Annotated in this window: 13 protein-coding genes; 3 read left to right on the top strand and 10 right to left on the bottom strand. The window is 67.1% G+C overall.

Annotation, left to right across the window (positions count from 1 at the left end; genetic code table 11):
- Nucleotides 1-232: 232 nt before the first annotated feature.
- A complete protein-coding gene (locus ACNS88_RS15760; RefSeq protein ID WP_435099645.1) occupies nt 233-478 on the bottom strand; it encodes a DUF8593 domain-containing protein in 246 nt (81 codons plus the stop codon).
- A gap of 198 nt (nt 479-676) precedes the next feature.
- Between ACNS88_RS15760 and ACNS88_RS15755 the strand changes: the two genes are divergently transcribed.
- The gene (locus ACNS88_RS15755; RefSeq protein ID WP_435099642.1) at nt 677-946 is read left to right on the top strand and encodes a HalOD1 output domain-containing protein; all 270 of its coding nucleotides are present in this window, start codon (nt 677-679) and stop codon (nt 944-946) included.
- Nucleotides 947-957: 11 nt separating this feature from the next.
- On the opposite strand, the gene ACNS88_RS15750 is transcribed toward ACNS88_RS15755, so the two are convergent.
- The 3 genes from ACNS88_RS15750 to ACNS88_RS15740 form a co-directional block, all read right to left on the bottom strand.
- Entirely contained in the window at nt 958-1,734 is a 777-nt protein-coding gene (locus ACNS88_RS15750) for a TraB/GumN family protein (protein ID WP_435099640.1), read from the bottom strand.
- A gap of 155 nt (nt 1,735-1,889) precedes the next feature.
- Complete coding sequence (locus tag ACNS88_RS15745; protein ID WP_435099638.1) at nt 1,890-3,083, bottom strand: glycosyltransferase family 4 protein; 1,194 nt, start codon at nt 3,081-3,083, stop codon at nt 1,890-1,892.
- On the bottom strand, nt 3,080-4,261 hold the full coding sequence (locus tag ACNS88_RS15740) for a glycosyltransferase family 4 protein (RefSeq protein ID WP_435099636.1): 1,182 nt from the start codon (nt 4,259-4,261) through the stop codon (nt 3,080-3,082). The genes ACNS88_RS15745 and ACNS88_RS15740 overlap by 4 nt, the downstream gene beginning before the upstream one ends.
- 223 nt (nt 4,262-4,484) lie before the next feature.
- Between ACNS88_RS15740 and ACNS88_RS15735 the strand changes: the two genes are divergently transcribed.
- A complete protein-coding gene (locus ACNS88_RS15735; RefSeq protein ID WP_435099634.1) occupies nt 4,485-5,066 on the top strand; it encodes a low molecular weight protein-tyrosine-phosphatase in 582 nt (193 codons plus the stop codon).
- Nucleotides 5,063-6,262: a carboxylate--amine ligase gene (locus ACNS88_RS15730; RefSeq protein ID WP_435099631.1), complete on the top strand. Its 1,200-nt coding sequence runs from the start codon at nt 5,063-5,065 to the stop codon at nt 6,260-6,262. Before ACNS88_RS15735 ends, ACNS88_RS15730 begins: the two co-directional genes overlap by 4 nt.
- Nucleotides 6,263-6,271: 9 nt before the next feature.
- Here ACNS88_RS15730 and ACNS88_RS15725 read toward each other — a convergent pair whose 3' ends face one another.
- From ACNS88_RS15725 to ACNS88_RS15700, 6 genes are all read right to left on the bottom strand, one after another.
- Nucleotides 6,272-7,351 (bottom strand): glucosamine inositolphosphorylceramide transferase family protein, encoded by a 1,080-nt coding sequence (locus ACNS88_RS15725; RefSeq protein ID WP_435099628.1) that lies wholly within the window; start codon nt 7,349-7,351, stop codon nt 6,272-6,274.
- A gap of 22 nt (nt 7,352-7,373) precedes the next feature.
- A complete protein-coding gene (locus ACNS88_RS15720) occupies nt 7,374-9,428 on the bottom strand; it encodes a hypothetical protein (RefSeq protein WP_435099625.1) in 2,055 nt (684 codons plus the stop codon).
- A gap of 316 nt (nt 9,429-9,744) precedes the next feature.
- Nucleotides 9,745-11,010: a glycosyl hydrolase family 28-related protein gene (locus ACNS88_RS15715; protein ID WP_435099622.1), complete on the bottom strand. Its 1,266-nt coding sequence runs from the start codon at nt 11,008-11,010 to the stop codon at nt 9,745-9,747.
- A gap of 179 nt (nt 11,011-11,189) precedes the next feature.
- The gene (locus tag ACNS88_RS15710; RefSeq protein ID WP_435099619.1) at nt 11,190-13,622 is read right to left on the bottom strand and encodes a right-handed parallel beta-helix repeat-containing protein; all 2,433 of its coding nucleotides are present in this window, start codon (nt 13,620-13,622) and stop codon (nt 11,190-11,192) included.
- Nucleotides 13,619-13,837: a hypothetical protein gene (locus tag ACNS88_RS15705; RefSeq protein WP_435099616.1), complete on the bottom strand. Its 219-nt coding sequence runs from the start codon at nt 13,835-13,837 to the stop codon at nt 13,619-13,621. Before ACNS88_RS15705 ends, ACNS88_RS15710 begins: the two co-directional genes overlap by 4 nt.
- Nucleotides 13,838-14,023: 186 nt before the next feature.
- Nucleotides 14,024-15,895 (bottom strand): hypothetical protein, encoded by a 1,872-nt coding sequence (locus ACNS88_RS15700; RefSeq protein ID WP_435099613.1) that lies wholly within the window; start codon nt 15,893-15,895, stop codon nt 14,024-14,026.
- Between the last annotated feature and the right edge of the window lie 94 nt (nt 15,896-15,989).

Raw genomic sequence — 15,989 nt, 5'->3', positions numbered from 1 at the left:
CGCCACTGATCGACGGCGGCGATCGGTTATAACTAAACGGGGCGCCAGCGACCGGGTTTGACCGGTGTTCACCGTCGATATGCTGTCAACTACTTATAAGTAAGCGGCTGTGGCTTCAGAGGTGTTCACGACAACGCCATCGATCGCTTATAAATAACCGATCAACCGATCTGTGCCACGTACCCTCGATATCGAACGCTGAAAAAGACTCCACGCGCCGGTGAGAGTCGCCTTAGAACGTGTCCTTGAGTCGGATCTCGTCGTCGGTTACGGTGTGTATGCGTCCCTCCTCGAGGGGATAGTCGTCCTCGCCGGCCTCGCTCCACCCGAGTTTCGAGCGGAGAGTGTCAGCGAGGCCCGGGTCCGGGTTCACGTACGCAGTCCCGGATTTGACCTCCGCGATCATCCCGATCTTTTCGCCGTGAGAGTCGACGACCGCTTTGCCTTCATCGTCGTCAGTTATGTGATCTCGCTCCATGTCGATTAGTCGTCTCTCTCGTGCGCATATAGTTATAAACGTAATAGCCAAATCGGGGACTCGATAGACTCGTCTTACGGCAGTCTGGTTTCGATGAAACTCTCGACGGCTCACGTATTTTGTCCTTACAGTACGTAAAACTCAACGGTCACACGATTCGATAAATAGCTATTTTGCCGTCGAAACTAATCCGTAAGCATGGGTGATACACGTGAGTACTTTTACGAGCCGGACGAAACCGAAGAGCTGAGTACCGAAGTCGTAACGGCGATCGCGAAGGCTCACGACGAGGACGTGATCGAACAAAAGTGGATAATCAGCGAAGATATCAACACGGACGCGCTCGACGGACTCTTTCAGGAACGCAATCTCAAGATGACCCTCCAGTTCGAGGCCGACACGACGACGGTGACTATCACCGCGGACAAAAACGGAAGCCCGCTGATCAAAATCGAATCACACCGCTGAGGATCTGCCGTTCAGCGATCGCGGCCGCCGTCTGTCGAGGCCACCTCACCGATCGAGTGCAGTTGTTCGGCCACCGCGTCGAGATGGCTGATGCCGACGACGGCGACGATATCGCCCGCGTCCCGGAGCCGGACGAGCTGATCGACCATCTCCTCCTCTCTGGCCGCGTCTTCAAGCTGGGAGGCCCGCGAGCGACTCGCGGTCCGAAACGCACGCATGAACGAGTTGGAGCGACGGATCCGCGTGCGCTCGTCGCGCGCCTGGTCGTCGGGCGCGTCCGCCCAGTCGATGTCGTGAGCGACCGGGGAGTCGACTTCCACCCGGATCGAGGCGCGTTCGCCGACGGCCGCCGCGGCACGGCAGGTGACCGCGTGTTTCGTCGTTTTGAACGCGTCCGAGACCACGTTTCGAACCGTCTGCAGCGACGGCCGTTCCCGAAGCAGGGTCCGTCCCAGCCGTCGGAAGAAGCCGGCTGTCGGTCGGTCGATGCCGACGACGGTGGCCGTGTCCGCGGCCTGAATCGCCGCGCTCATCTCGCCGCCGAAGACGGGCGGGCATCGATCGGTGCTCGCGTACTGCTCGAACAGCGGGATCGAAATCGGCGGCAGTTCCAACGCGAGCACGTCCGGATCGAGTTCCGTAACCGCCTGTCGAACGCGGTACGTACTCGCCGGGTGGTCGTGGACGACTCCGACGAGTGTTATTTCGACGTTACCCGGTATTTGACGCACGTACTCGCCAGTTACGCGCGGATCCGAGTCGACGTCGACAGTCGATGGAGGGTCCATTAAGAGGTGATTATTCCCGTTTCGTGTGGTCCTATTTAAGTTCGTCTACAGGCCGGGGGCAGACGTATCAACGCCCAGTCAGTAAGAAGTCCTCAATAGACAGCGATACCGTGCCGCGTACCACTCAGATCGATCCGGCTGAACGCGGGCCCCTCTCAGCCGATCTCCGCCACCAGCCGTCGGAGGAACGTCTCTAACTGTCGGCCCACGGCTTCGGGTGCGTTCTCGCGCGCAACCCGAGCGCGACCGCGATCCCCGTATCGGCGTCGAGTCTCGGGCTCCGCGAGGAGCGTGGAGACGGCCTCGCGGAGCGCGCCGGTCTCCTCCGGGTCGATCAGGTAGCCGCTCTCGCCGTCTCGGACCTGTTCGCGCATCCCGAACGCGTCGTTCGCGACGACCGGGAGGCCGGCCTCCTGCGCCTCTAACACGACGCGTGGGTAGCCGTCGAGGTACGAGACGTAGACGAACACGTCCGCCAGCGCGTAGAGGTCGGCGACGCCGTCGACGAACCCCAGCGCGCGGATCCGCCGCCGAACATCGGGGTCTGTGACGTGGTCGTCGAGCGTCTCGCGGAGCTCTTCGGCGTACTCGCCGCCACCGGCGACGACGTACGCGAGGTCCGGGTCGGCTTCGAGCAGCGGGAGCATCGCTTCCAGCACCGTCTCGACCCCACGGAGCTTCGCTCGGTACGTCAGGTTCGTCACCGTCAGCAGGACGCGATCCGCGTCGATGCCGAACCGGTCCCCACCGTCTGTCGGCGCGACCGTCTCCGCGACCGCCCCCGTGATCGCCTCCGTTCCGCCTCCCGGCGCCGGCACGGGGACGTTCCCGATGTGCTCCGGGGGGCACCCGGTCCGTCGCCGGACGACCTCGCCGAGCTGGTCCGACACGACGACGAACCCGCTCGCGCGGGAGAAGACGAACTCGTCGACGCCGAGGATCGCGCGGTAGGCCGCGGCACGCCCCCACTCCCCCTCACTCTTCGCCTCTCGGATCCCGTTCTCGAACCGCAGCCACGTGTCCCCCACGAGCCGGTCGACGACGGGGACGCCCCGGCGGTCAGCCAGCAGCGTGACCAGCGCGCCCATCGCCTCGTAGCAGTCGAGCAGGACCGCGTCGGGCTCGTGCGCCGCGAGCGCGCGCCGCGTCCGCCGGACGGTGGTCACGACCCGCGAGGGGAGCGACCCGCCGTCGACGCTGACGACGGCCACGTCGAGATCCGTCTCGCGGAGCGGCTCGACGACCTCCTCGGGCCGATGAGAGGTGAAGACGAGGATAGAGAGGTCGGCGGACTCGCGGTCCGAGCCGGTCGGACCGACGGGCGCCTGCTCGCCCGCCGAGTCCGTCATTCGATCGCCTCCTCGTGGAGTCGTCGGACCCGCTCGGCGTGGGCCTCCCACGTCCACCCCTGTTCGAGGAGCCGGTCGCGGCCCGCCCGTCCCATCGCTCGGGTGCGTTCCCGGTCCGCGAGCAGCGACCGGAGGCCGGCTTCCAGCCCATCGACGTCGGTCGGCTCGACGAGCAGGCCGGTCTCGCCGTCGACCACCTGCTCCGGGACTCCGCCGACCGACGACGCCAACACGGCGGTCTCGCTCGCCATCGCCTCGTAGATGACGGTGGGGCGGCCCTCGGTGTGGCTCGGGAGCCACAGGGCGTCGGCGAGCGCGAACCACCGGCGGAGCGCGACCGGCGGGAGGCCGTCGAACACGAGCCGCGGCGACCGTCCCGTGTCCGCGAGCGCGTCGCGCACGTCGTCGGCGAGGTCGCCGCCGTGGCCGACGAAGACGAACGTCGCGTCCGGGTCGTCGACGCGCCGGACGACCTCGATCGCCTCTTCGACCCCCTTCCGCGCCAGAAACTGCCCGACGAAGAGCACCACCGTCGCGTCGGGCTCGACGCCCAGTTCGCGCCGGAGCTCCTCGCGCCGGTCGACCGGAAAGCGCTCCGGGTCGGCGCCGAGGGGAACGGTTGAGACCGTCGCCGCGTCGGTCAATTCTCGCGCGCGATCGGCGAGCGCATCGCTCACGCAGAGGACGCCGGTCGCCTCCTCTAAGGTCTCGCGGACGCGTTGTCGGACCCCGCGAGTGTGGTCGTCGTACGAGTTGAGGATCGTCCCGTGAGCGACGACGAACAGCGGGAGGTCGTGCTCGCGGACGTACGGAAGGACGCCGTACCCGTCGAGGTAGATGTGGCAGGCGTGGACCACGTCGGGGAGATCGAACGTCCGATCCGCGTACGGTGGAACCCGACGGGCGAAGGAGTCGCCGGCCAGCCCGTAGAAGAACCGCTTGGGAAGCAGGTACCAGAACCGGGGATGGTGAACGTCGTACGCCCCCCAGTCCTCGACGGTCGGGATCGACCCGTACTCGGCGTACGGGCCGATCGGCGGAGCGAACGGCCGAGGCGACACGACGTTCACGCCGACGCCGGCCTCCGCGAGCGAGCGGAGGATGCGGTGATTGAACAGGCCGTTGTAGCGCTCGATCGTGTCCGGGTGGTTGACGGCGCTCGCGAGGATGGAGTACATTCGAGTCGGTTTGACCGTCCCTCCGCTCGGAGTCGGTAAAGGTATCCACCGGTTATCGACCGCTCGACGGACCCCGAGTCGGTCGACCGAACGCGTCATCTGCGAATTATCGTCTTAGTAACGAAGCCTCCGCCGGCGTTCTTCTTCGATATCTACCGCCGCGACCGGTTCGCCCGCCCGACAGAATCCGTCCGTCAGTGATCCACCACCAACCTGTCCGCCAATGATCCACCCATACCTCTCGGCCGCACGCAACCACGCCAATATCGAAACCCAGCGCCTGCGTCTTGCGCTCGCACGCTCGCCGTCGGTCCTCGACGCGTCGCTTCCGAACGGGACCGCGTCGACGACCCCGAACGTGCTGTTCCTTTGTTACGGGAACATCTGCCGAAGCCCCCTCGCGGAGCGGTATCTCAAATCGGTTGCCGCAGACCGAGGACTTGACGGGCTCTCCGCCGACTCCGCGGGCCTCCAGACGACGGCCGGCCGCGCCAGCCCGGACGAGGCCGTCCACGTGGCCGACGAGTTCGGCGTCGACCTCTCCGACCACCGGTCGAAGCCGGTCACGACCGAGCTGCTCGAACGGAGCGACCTCGTGGTGGTGATGGATCTGCTCAACTACTCCGACCTCCGCCGGGAGTTCGGCGACCTCGACGAGAAGACGCGGTTTCTCGGGATCTTCTCGGGCGAGGGCTACGAGATCAGCGACCCGTACGGCGAGGGGTTAGAGGGGTTCCGAGCGCTGTACGGCGACGTGGTCCGGGCGGTGGACGGGCTCGCCGAGACGCTGGAGTCGGAGCGATGACCGGCGACCGCCCGGCGGCGGTCGTCCCGGCGATCGCCACCCATAGCAGCGTCGTCGCGGTTCGATCGCTCGCCCGCGCGGGAGTCGCACCCGTCCTCGCGTGCGACGGCCAGCGGTCCCCGGCCGTCTCGTCGAAGTACTGCGCGGAGGCCATCGACGTTCCCGATCCGATCAAGTCGATGCGCGGGTACGCGGACGCGCTGGTCGACCTCGCCGCGCGCGACGACGTGATAACCGTCCTCCCGCTGCGCGAGGCCGACGCGTACGCGCTCGCGTCGCGTCGCCAGGAGCTCTCTGAACACCTCGACCCCGTGTGGCCCGACTTCGACACCCTCCGGAGCGCGCAGGACCGACGGACCCTCTTTTCGGTCGCAGCGGACCTGGACGTTCCGATCCCGCGAACGCGGCTGCTCACGGACTGGCCGGACGACGACGGCCCGCTGGTCGTCAAGCCGCGGTACACCATCGTCGTGGACGAGGACGGACAGGGGTCCCGCGAGCCCGACGTCCGGGTCCTCGACGCCGGGGAGCGACCGCCGATCGAGTCGGTCGTCGACGAGATGGGGCACGTGCCCGTCACACAGGAGTTCGTGCCGAGCGACGGGGAGTACGGCTTTTTCGCGTTGATGGACCGCGGCGAGCCGGTCGCGACGTTCCAACACGAGCGAATTCGGAGTTTTACCTACACCGGCGGCGCGAGCGTCTACCGGGAAGCGGTCGATATCGAGGCGCTGCGCGAGCACGGGACCGCCCTCCTGTCGGCGCTGGACTGGCACGGCCCGGCGATGGTGGAGTTCCGGCGGGACGCGCGCGACGGCTCGTTCAGGCTCATGGAGATCAACCCTCGGTTTTGGGGGTCGCTGGCGCTGCCGGTTCACGCCGGCGTCGACTTCCCGCGCCACTACGCCGCCCTCGCCGCCGGGCAGCGCCCGGACGGGGGCATGCCCGAATACCGCGTCGGCGTCGGCTCGCACCTGCTCAGCGGGGAGTTCGCGTACCTCTACAACGTCCTTCGGGCCGACGGCCACGGCGACCCGCCGCCGATCGGTCGCGAGGTCGTCGCGCTGGCGACCTCGCTGTACCGGAACCCGAACTTCGACCTCCTCTCGGCCGACGACCCGCAGCCGTTCGTCGCCAACGGGCTCGGGATGGCCGCGACGCTCACCTCTCGGGTCGCTGACGTGGTTCGCCGGTGAGCGCCGCGATTAGCCTCCGCCGTACATCCCGAGCGTCCAGTGGCGACCGGTGAACACCGCGCTGCCGGCGATGTTGCCGTCGGCGACGCAGAGCCACTGACCGTCGACGAACCACGGATCGATGTGGTGCATCCGACCGGAGTTCCAGCCGACCCGGGCCCCCGTTCCCTCGAGAATCGGCGACTCCGGTCGTTCCGCGTCGGCGTACGTCTCCGGGCTCAGCTCCGTGATCTCGAACGCCCGGACGGCCTCGCCGTACCGCCGCTCGCAGTCCTGGAAGAAGACGACGACGCCGTCAGGGCCGACGATCGGACGCCCACCGGGGCGGAACGCGGCGGGGCGGTCGGTGACAATCGGGTTGTCAGCGTGTGGGTCCCAGTCGTCGGCGACGAGCGAGTCGCTGTGGTACGCTCGGAACCCGCTCACGTCGCCGTCGCCGACGAGCAGCCACCAGCGGTCTTGCCACCTGAACAGGACCGTGTCGTCGGTGCGGTGGCCCGCCGACACGAGGGTCGCGCGGGGCTCCCATCCGCTTGGGAAATCCGTCGCCTCGTAGAGCCGGATCGATCGCCCGTCCGCTCCGCCCTCCTCGGGCACCATGTAGCGCGTTCCCTCCCACTCGAACACGTAGGGGAAAGAGAGGTGCTCGCCGGTGTTCAACACGGCGCGGTCGTACTCCCAGCGGAGCCCGTCGGGGCTCGTCGCGTGGCCAATCACGGCGTCCGGGTCGCGAGCGTAGTTACACACCTCGAAGAAGAGGTGCCACCGGTCCGACCCGGGGAGCATGAACGGGTCGGCGACGAAGTCGACGGCGCCGAAGTCAGTCACGTCCTCGGCGGTGAACGCCGGGTTCCGCGCGGCCGGGATCTCCGTTGGAGTCAGCGGCAGATCCGCCTCGTCGCGCGCACCCGGTCCGAGACAGGTCCCCGGTGCGGCGAGCGCGGGATCGACCGCGGACCGGTCGAGCGCGTCGGCGTCGACCTCGGGCCGCAGCAGATCCGGGAGCGTGTGATTAACCAGCTTTCCCGCCGACCGCGCGGCGGTGAGGACGAACGGGACCCGTCGCAGCGTCTCTAGTCTGTCGCTCATCGCCGCGTCTCCAGTCGGTCGCTCATCGGAAGCGCTTCCGCGCGTACGCGGCCAGTTCGCGGAGGTCTGGAGGATGATACACCGGACCGAGGTCGTCGACGACCATCGGGTCGCGACCCTCGTCTTGAACGGCCTCGACCGCGTCGGCCAGCTGACCGGTCGACCCCTCGTACAGCTCGCGGCGGATCTCGTCGAGGGTGTCGCAGTCGGCGATGTCGACGTCGCGATACGACCGGATCACCCCGGCGTCGAGATTGTCGTTCAGCGACTGGACGATCGTGCCGGCGGACTCCTTGTCGTGCATGTACTCCCAGAACCCGGCTGGACCGCCGCGGTAGGCTCGGGGGTCACCGTGGTGGTAACTGAGGACGCCGTACTCGGTGGCCGAGAGCAGCGAGCCGCGGACCAACCCGAAGCCGCGGCGGAACACCACGTCCGACCGCGCGCCGATCTCAGAGACCACCGCGTCGGGGAGTTCGTTCCAGAGCCCGCTGACGTTGGCCGGGTACGTCCGGATCCACTCGGCGTCGTCGACGCCGGTGATAGTCGAGATGTGCACCGAGTCGTCGTACCGCTCCGCCGCCGACCGCCGGGGGCGCAGCGCAGACGCGATCCAGTAGACCGCGTAGGCCGGGTACTTCAGCCCGCGTTTCACGTTCCCGCTCCCGAGCAGTCCGGCGTCCTCGTTGATTACGACGAGAGCGATCTCGGCGTTCGTCTCCGCCAGCATCGTCTCGATCGCGTCCGCGACCCACCGCTCGGTGTGTTCGCCGTCGAACAGGAGACAGACTCGGAAGGCGGTGTCGTCGTCCACCGCGGTTGCTCCGGTGATCGCGGTCTCCCAAGCCGTCGCGGCCGTCTCAGTGGTCGCTACCGTCTCGCCGGCCTCGGCCACTTCAGTGGTCACGCTCCCCTCGGCTGACGGGACGTCCGGGAGCCCCGCGAGCAGGTCGGCGTAGAACTTCGTCGCCCAGTTCGGGTATCGCAGGTACAGGTAGCCGCCGACGTGCGGGTACGACCCCGGGATCGCTCCGCGTACGGGGTCGGGCCCGTCCAGCGACTGGTGGCGCTTGAGGAACTCGGCCGCGTTCCGGGCCGCTACCGCGTACTCCGCGTCTCCCGTTAGCTCGTAGAGCCGGAGCCACACCAGCCCCATCTGGGCGTTACCGGTGAGACAGTGGTACCACGTCCCGTCCCAGTCGGCGTCGTAGGTCCCCGTCAGGGGGCCGGTCCGCCGCTGGAGTTCCAAGAGCACGTCCGCGGACCCCTTCGCTGCGTCGACCATCTCGTCGTCGTCAAGCCGGACGCCGCCCTCCAAGAGCCCGCGGATCGTGTACGCGATCGTGTGGAGGTCCGGATCGTCGCCGGCGACGAACGCCGCGTTCTCGAACCACCCGTTCGACCGGCGGCTCTCCAACGTCCACTCGAGGTTCCGCCTCGCCGCGTTTCGGTAGGCCTCCACGCGGTCGTCGAGGGCCGACGCCGCTTCCAGCAGCGCCCACGCGACGCGGGTCGCGTACGCGTGCACCTCGCCCGCGTAGTCGTGCTGTCGCCACGCGCCGTCATCGTCCTGCGCGACCACGATCCAGTCGCAGGCGGCGCGCACCGCGTCGGCGTACGGCTCCTCGCCCGTCCGGCGATACGCCTCGACGAGCCCGAAGACGGCCTGTCCGGTGTTGAACACGTTCGGGTCCCCTGTCTCGCCGGTCCCCTCGGGGAAGCTCCCGTCGGCGCGTTGGACCGACAGGAGCCACTCGGCCATCGCGGTCGCGCGGTCGAACGCGTCACTCTCGGGGTGTTCGTCGGCGTACGCGTACAGGGTGGGAACGATGTAGCCGGTCGTCTCCGGATACGGGGCCTCCCACCCGAGCAGGAGGTTGTACGTGGCGGCCGACCCGCCCCCGCCGGTCGCGTCTTGGCTCCGGAACAGCCAGTCGACCGCCGCGGACAGGTGTTCCTCGTCGCTCCCGGTGTCCGCGAGCGCCGGGAGCTGTCGCCGCGCGGCGTGGGCGACGGAGCGCCCGCGTGAGACTCCGGTGGTGAGACCGCGTGAGAATCCGCTGCTGCTGTCAAACATCACGTCATGCCGCCCGGGCGGACCAGGCGTTGCGGTTCGCCGTCCGGGGTCGATCGTCGCGCTGTGATGGTTCCATGTCTGGGTCCATCGGGCCCGCCGGCTATGTATATACATCCGCTAACCCGACATCGGCGCGACATCGGAGTGTGCGCGGTCGGGATCGCTTCGTGTGTAAGACGTCAAAACCGACGAACCGCTCACTCGACCGTGTCACAGAGCCGGGTTCGATCGCCGCGTGGACGGACTCCGCCCGCCCGGCGTCGTCACCACTCGTCGGAGTCGGTCGGTTCCAGAGCGCCCCGACTGTCTCCCCTCGTCAGCTGCCCGTTCCCGCGCCGACTTCCGACGAGTCCGGGATCGAGCTGGGCGTAAGTGAGTCGACGACGTTGCTCGGCACGTCGACGTCGATGGCGCGCACGACGAGCTTCTCGAGGTCTCCGTCGAACGGACCGCTCTGGTTCCCGAAGTTCACGTACAGCGAAATCGTGGAGGACTCGGAGCTCCAGTAGAGAATACCGGCACCAAGCTTGGCGTTGAACGAGCGGATCTCGTCGGCGTTCACGGCCGCGTTATCCATGATCGAGATATTTCCACCCGCCTTGCTAGTGCCGTTGTTCCCGAGTGCGGTGATGGTCCCGACCGTGTACTTGGTGTCGCGCCCGAAGCGAAACCCCTGACCGCCGTTCGATTGGGCTACCACCTGGTCGAGACTCACCGTCGCGGTCTCGCCGGTCTCAGTCGGCGTATCGTTTCGCTGGTACCCGAGGTTATCGTTGTTCGCCAGCCGTACCCGGCGGAACGTGGCGTCGAACACCTGCCCGGTCGTCTTTGTTCCCCACCCGTTCTCTTCGAGCACGCAGTCCTCGACGAGCGTCGTTCCCCCGGAGCAGTCGATTCCGTAGATGTCACAGTCGTACGCGTGGGAGTTCCGAACGACGACCGGCGGCAGGACCGGGCCGACCTTGTGGTAGGTGTCGATTCCGAACCCGTGTTTTCCGGCGCCGCTGGCGGTGCATCGGTCCGCGACGCAGCCGCCCTGGAGGAAGGTGAAACACTCGGTGTTGGCGTCGACGCTCCACACGTCGCGGAACGCGATGTCGACCGTCGAACCGTCGCTGTCGGCCTGCTCCACGGCGAGGTTCAGTCCGTTATCGTTGTTCTCGGGGTCGGCGGGCTGTTCGTGTCGGTTGCCGTCGACCGTCAGATCGCGGATGACGTGTCCGACGATTCCGCCCTCCGGCTTCCAGGAGAACAGCCCGTGGTTGTCCACGTGGCCGCCGGCGAGCCGGACCACAGACTCCTCGCCGTCACCGCGGAAAGTCACGTCGTCCGGGAGGTCGTCGCCGCGGACCTTGATCGCCTTTGCCTTTTCCTCCGTCTTGTCGTCTGCCGACACGAGCGTCGTCCCCGCCGGGAAGTAGACGGTGCCGCCCTCGCCGACGGCGCCGATCGCGTCCCGGACCGCCTGCGTGTCGTCGGTCGTCCCGTCGACGACGGCCCCGAAGTCGCGGATGTCTAGGACTGCGTCCTCGGGGACCTCCCCCGCGCCCGGCTCGGGTGGCTCCGACGGGCGCTCGTCCACTGGTCCGTCTCTCGTGTTACAGCCCGCCAGCGCCACGGCTGAGAGGCTCAGCAGAGAGAGGGCTCGACGGCGACTGATCATTAACTACTGTTTGGGGCCAGCGATGAATAGTTAGGGAGATCCAAACGCCCGGACCGCGGGTTCGACGCCGCGGGCCATCAGGCGCTCTGTCGACCGATCTAGATCTGGTGTTCGTCCGTCGCCGTCGCGTTCGACGTGTCGTTCACGCAGAGGTGGACGGAATCGACCTTCCCACGCACGCGGAGTACGTGGGTGTAGCTCGCCGACTCGCCCGACACGGTCGTGCTCTCCGCGGCGACCGTTCGGCCGTTGCGTTCGAGCGTCGAGACGACCGCGTCGAGGTCGCCGTCGGCATCGGTCACCGCCCAGTCGACATCGAATCGCGTCCACGTCTTCCCGCTCCGGTCGGTAACGTCGAACTGGCTGATCGTCGGCGCGTCGTTCCCGACCGCCTGGGCGAGTGTCGAGAACGAGGCCGCCTCTCCGGAAACGGTCGTGTTGTCCCCGTCGACGACGGCGCGGAACTCGTAGGCGGTGTCCGCGTCGAGCCCAGACACGATGTGCGTGAACTCCGACGGCGACCCCAGCGTCTCGCCGCCCACGGTCGTCCAGGCGTCCGTGCCCGCGACGCGTAGTTCGAACCGCGCGCGGACCTCGTCGGAACTGCCGAGATCGCGGAGGTCGCCGGCGAGCGTCGCGGCGTCGGCCGTCAGGTCCCGGGCCTCCAACGAGACGACCTCGGGGTCGACGTCGGGGGCCGGCTCGTCGGTGCTCGACCCGCCGGTCTCGAGTTGGACCGTTCCGCCGTCGGTCGCGACGCCGAGCACGTCGGTCTGGAACGCGCCCGGGTCGTAGGAACCGAGGCCGACCCACCCATCGGCGTGATCCGCGTCGGTAACGTCGGCGTCCCACGCGTCGGGTTCGGGCTCGGTCGCCTCCCACACCTTCACTCGCAGACGGTCCCCCTCAGCGCGGAACCGCCGGTAGAAGAACGCGCCCGCGGCGGGCGCTCCGAACCGGGCCATTGTCGCCATCCCGTCGGCGGAGTACTTGGCCAGCCGGAACGTGTCCTCGGCGTCCTCCAGTTCGAGCCAGTAGCCGAGCTCCTCCCCGCCGTCGTACGACGACCGGAGGTGCACTCGCGCGTGGTACCCGAGGTCGCCGTCGGCTTCGAAGGTGGGGACCCGAACCTTATCCAGGACCTCGACATCCGAGGGGGTTCCGGCGGCGTCCCAGGAGATCGCCCGTCGAGCTGGACTCGTCCCGTCGTGATCGTACAGCAGCGCGTGCCCGCCCTCGTACTCGTCGCCCGCGACGACGCCCCAGTCGCTCGCGTCGGCGTCCCAGCGGGGTGTCCACGCCTTGAACGCCGACTCGTCGGTCGTCTCGTCGGTTCCGCCGGTGTCGGTGCCGCCATCGGTCCACGCGCCGACCTGGTCGGCGGTCGGCACGCCGTCGAGGTCGGTCTTCAGGTCGGTCGCCATCGTCCCGAACGAGATGTTCTGATCGTTCGAGATCGCTCCGTCCTCGTTGTTCGCGTGGTAGTACGTCCCGACGCGGCTCCCGGCTCCGCTGGAACTGGCGTTAATGCCGGCGCCCCCGGTCTGCCCGTTGATCCAGAGCGTCGCGTCGCCGGCCTCCAACACCGCGTCGTCGGTGAGGAAGACCCCACCGCGAACGTCCGGTCCGTTGTCGGCAAGCAGCAGCTCGGAGCCCGCCGGAATCCGGTAGCTGCCGTCCTCCGTCAGCCGCATACAGCTCGCGTTGTTCTCGGCGACGATCTGGTCGAAGACGACGGTCGTCCCCCGTCCGCCCGTGTTCTGAAAGATGAGTCCCTCGTTGCTCGTCAGCCGGCAGCGGCGGTACACCATCCGGTCGGCCCCCTCCGAGCACTTGATCGCGCCCGCGCCCTCGTTGTCGTGGACCACGCAGTCTTCGGCCACGCCCTTTCCGCCCGACAGGTCTATGCCGTAGTATCCCCCGCCGAACGCGTTCCCGTAGGAGCGGCACCGCTCGAACCGGACCGGCGGATCCTGGAACGGGTCGCCGCCGGTGTGCATCCCGAACCCGTGTTGCCGGTTGTTCTCGGCCGTGCAGTTCGTGACGGTCGTCCCCGCGGAACGAACGTCGATCCCGTTTCCGTAACAGTTCGTCGCCCGCACGTCGCGGATCGCGATGTCGACGTTGCCCTCAGCGCCCGCGCCGGGGCCGTGCACTTGAACGCCCGCGGCGACGTTCGGGTCCCCCTCGACGCTTCCGAGTCCGCCGTCGAGCGTGAGGTCCTCCAGCACGAACCCGTTGAGGCCGTCGTCACCGGGATCGACGCTGATCATGAACACGTTTCGTCCGCCGTTGCCGCCGCCGTACTCGATCCGACTCCCCTCTCCGTCGCCGTAGAGCCGGACATTGTCCTCAGACGGCCCGACGTCGATGATCCGCTCCCAGCCCGCGACGATGTAGGAGCTTCCGGTCGCGGGGACGTACACCTCGTCGCCGTCGCCTGCCGCATCGATCGCGTCTTGGATCGCGGCGGTGTCGTCGGTCGTCCCGTCTCCGACCGCGCCGAAATCCTGGACGTTCAGAACCGTCACAGCGATCCCTCGCTGAAGTCGGTCCAGAAGAGGTCGCCGGTGTCCGTCGTCGCGCCCATCGAACCGCCGGCCGACGCGCCGCCGATCAAGAGCGTCGCCGCTGTCGCGGAGCCCAGCTTGATGTACTGCCGCCGGTTAAGTTCCCGCTTTCCGTCACTATCCGCTGCAGCCGCGGAGCGGTCGCTACCGCCGTTGTGTGCCAGCTTGTGTGCCATTGCAACTGGTAATCACCTACTAACCGCTATAAATGTATCGTTTATTATATGTTCATCGTCTGATGACTGTTCAACTGACCAACTGGACCGACGAACGCCGATTCCAGCCAAAAGGGACGGTTACGCGGGTGAACAGTCCTCTCAGAGGAGCTGTTAAGGCGCCGTTAAGGCGCCGTTAATAGGGAATCATTTCGGATCGTCTCGGAGCCGAGCGGCGGGGTCGCCGTCGGCTTCGCCGAGCGCCGGTTCGGCGGTCTCGTCATCGGCCTCCTCGGGCGTCGGTTCGGACTCGATCAGGTACACGTTCACTTCCCCGTTGTCGTACACGCGGTTGACTGACCGGTCGACTTCGAGCCGCTCGAAGTCCTCCGGGACGAACCGCCACTGCTCGCGGTAGTCCGGGAACCGTTCCGGATACGTGATCCGACCGAGCCTCGGCAACAGCAGGTATCTGTCGTCGTCGTAGCTCTGTCCGAGCCGCTCGTTGACGGTGTAGTTGTAGTGGTCCGGCGGCGACGCACCGCCCCAGCGAATCGTTTCGTTCGGCTGGTTCACCCCGTAGTACCGGTGGTAAAACCGGTACTGTTTGATGCCCTGCTCATCGATGAGATGCTCCGGGTCTCGGTTCTCGAACAGCCACTCCGTCCCGTCAAGTTCCATCTCGGTGACCTGGGGATTCCTGTCGAACACGATCGGAGACGTGAACATTCCGAACATGGGCAGCAGGACCGTCACCAGCAACAGCCCGGCGAACGCGACGCTGACGACGGTGCGCACCTCGATGGTGTCCGACCGTTGCCAGACGAGGTGGAACAGCGCCCCGACGAACGGCAGCGCGAACAGTTTCCCGAACAGGAGCGGCCGACCGAACCCGGCGATGAGGTCGTTCGTCAAGAAGAGGGCCGCCATAAAACCGAACAAAATCATCGTACTCCCGTACGCGAGCGTGAAGACGGCGGGCCGCTCGTTCCGGTAGTACCACATCGCGACCGCGATGGCGAGAAACACCGACGCCAGTCCGAAGATCAGCACGTCGGTACCGTACCTGATGAGAATGACGGTGAGCAGGTCGGCCAGATCGGGCGACGTGCGCTCGACGGTCTCGGTGGTGGACTGCAGGGGAGAGGAGCCACCGGCCGGGCCCAGCAAGTCATCAACGACGTTTCGGAAGCGGATGACGATCCCGGCGTACTTCACGTACCAGGCGACGAACAGCACGGTCGCCAGTGAGGTGATGTTCGGGAGACCGCTCCAGTGTGCCCGCACTCCCGGAAGCCCGTTGAAGACGCTGTACGTCGCGAGAGCGACCAGCGCGAAGACGGCCGTCAGCGGGTGGTACACCACGACGCCGACGAGCGCTATCAACACCAGCGCGCGGACGGGGACCGCGTGTGACCCCTGCTCTTTGACGAGGAGATACAGGAGGAAGGGAGCGAGGAGGACGCTCAGGATGAACGGAACAACCGTCACGTGGGCCGAGCCGCCGATCGGAATCAGTACGAGGGGCAGACAGAACGCTCGTCGCCGGGCGTCGTCGAACAGGTGGCCGACCAGAAGCGCCATCGAGCCGAGGAAGACGGCCAGGAACACGGGCTGCAGGAGATTGATCGTACCGATCTCCGGCAGCCCGGTCGCGGCCGCCAGCACCTGCGTGAGGATGTGAGTCGGCGGGTAGATGTTCACGGCGATCCCGAATTCGGGGAGGTCCCGTAACAGGCCGACGTGTGTCAACACGTCACCCCGGCCGTACACCGGGTAGCCGCGGACGTACGGAAGCAACACCAAGAGGAATCCCGGCACGACGACGAGTGCCGCGCCGGGGAGCAGATCCGCGGCACCACGGTCGTCGGCAGTCCCGGCCAGCAGCACGACGAGCTGGCCGATGAACATCGTCGCGACGAGCAACACCCAGAAAAGCGTCGGGTACGCGCGGTATATCGAGATCTCGTAGCCGGTCGCGGGCGGGACCCGGAGGAGGATCCAGACCGTCCCCAACAGACAGGCGGTCCCGACGGCTGCCAGCCACTTTGTCCACGTCGTCTCGGTGTCGTCGTACATATCGTATCGAGATCCGGCAGCCCACGGGGTCACAGACGAGAATGCCCACGGACGGTACCTATCTCGACACAGTAACCTCGTCCGTGTAGTAATA

It is taken from the genome of Halorubrum shenae, from assembly GCF_051194165.1.
Classification (GTDB): domain Archaea; phylum Halobacteriota; class Halobacteria; order Halobacteriales; family Haloferacaceae; genus Halorubrum.
This window is presented reverse-complemented; position numbering and strand designations above follow the sequence as displayed.

Bases quoted from the DNA above. Each gene is read 5' to 3' on its own strand.
- ACNS88_RS15730 (WP_435099631.1), top strand. From the start codon at position 5,063: ATGACCGGCGACCGCCCGGCGGCGGTCGTCCCGGCGATCGCCACCCAT.
- ACNS88_RS15735 (WP_435099634.1), top strand. From the start codon at position 4,485: ATGATCCACCCATACCTCTCGGCCGCACGCAACCACGCCAATATCGAA.
- ACNS88_RS15700 (WP_435099613.1), bottom strand. From the start codon at position 15,895: ATGTACGACGACACCGAGACGACGTGGACAAAGTGGCTGGCAGCCGTC.
- ACNS88_RS15720 (WP_435099625.1), bottom strand. From the start codon at position 9,428: ATGTTTGACAGCAGCAGCGGATTCTCACGCGGTCTCACCACCGGAGTC.
- ACNS88_RS15740 (WP_435099636.1), bottom strand. From the start codon at position 4,261: ATGTACTCCATCCTCGCGAGCGCCGTCAACCACCCGGACACGATCGAG.
- ACNS88_RS15755 (WP_435099642.1), top strand. From the start codon at position 677: ATGGGTGATACACGTGAGTACTTTTACGAGCCGGACGAAACCGAAGAG.
- ACNS88_RS15705 (WP_435099616.1), bottom strand. From the start codon at position 13,837: ATGGCACACAAGCTGGCACACAACGGCGGTAGCGACCGCTCCGCGGCT.
- ACNS88_RS15750 (WP_435099640.1), bottom strand. From the start codon at position 1,734: ATGGACCCTCCATCGACTGTCGACGTCGACTCGGATCCGCGCGTAACT.
- ACNS88_RS15760 (WP_435099645.1), bottom strand. From the start codon at position 478: ATGGAGCGAGATCACATAACTGACGACGATGAAGGCAAAGCGGTCGTC.
- ACNS88_RS15745 (WP_435099638.1), bottom strand. From the start codon at position 3,083: ATGACGGACTCGGCGGGCGAGCAGGCGCCCGTCGGTCCGACCGGCTCG.
- ACNS88_RS15725 (WP_435099628.1), bottom strand. From the start codon at position 7,351: ATGAGCGACAGACTAGAGACGCTGCGACGGGTCCCGTTCGTCCTCACC.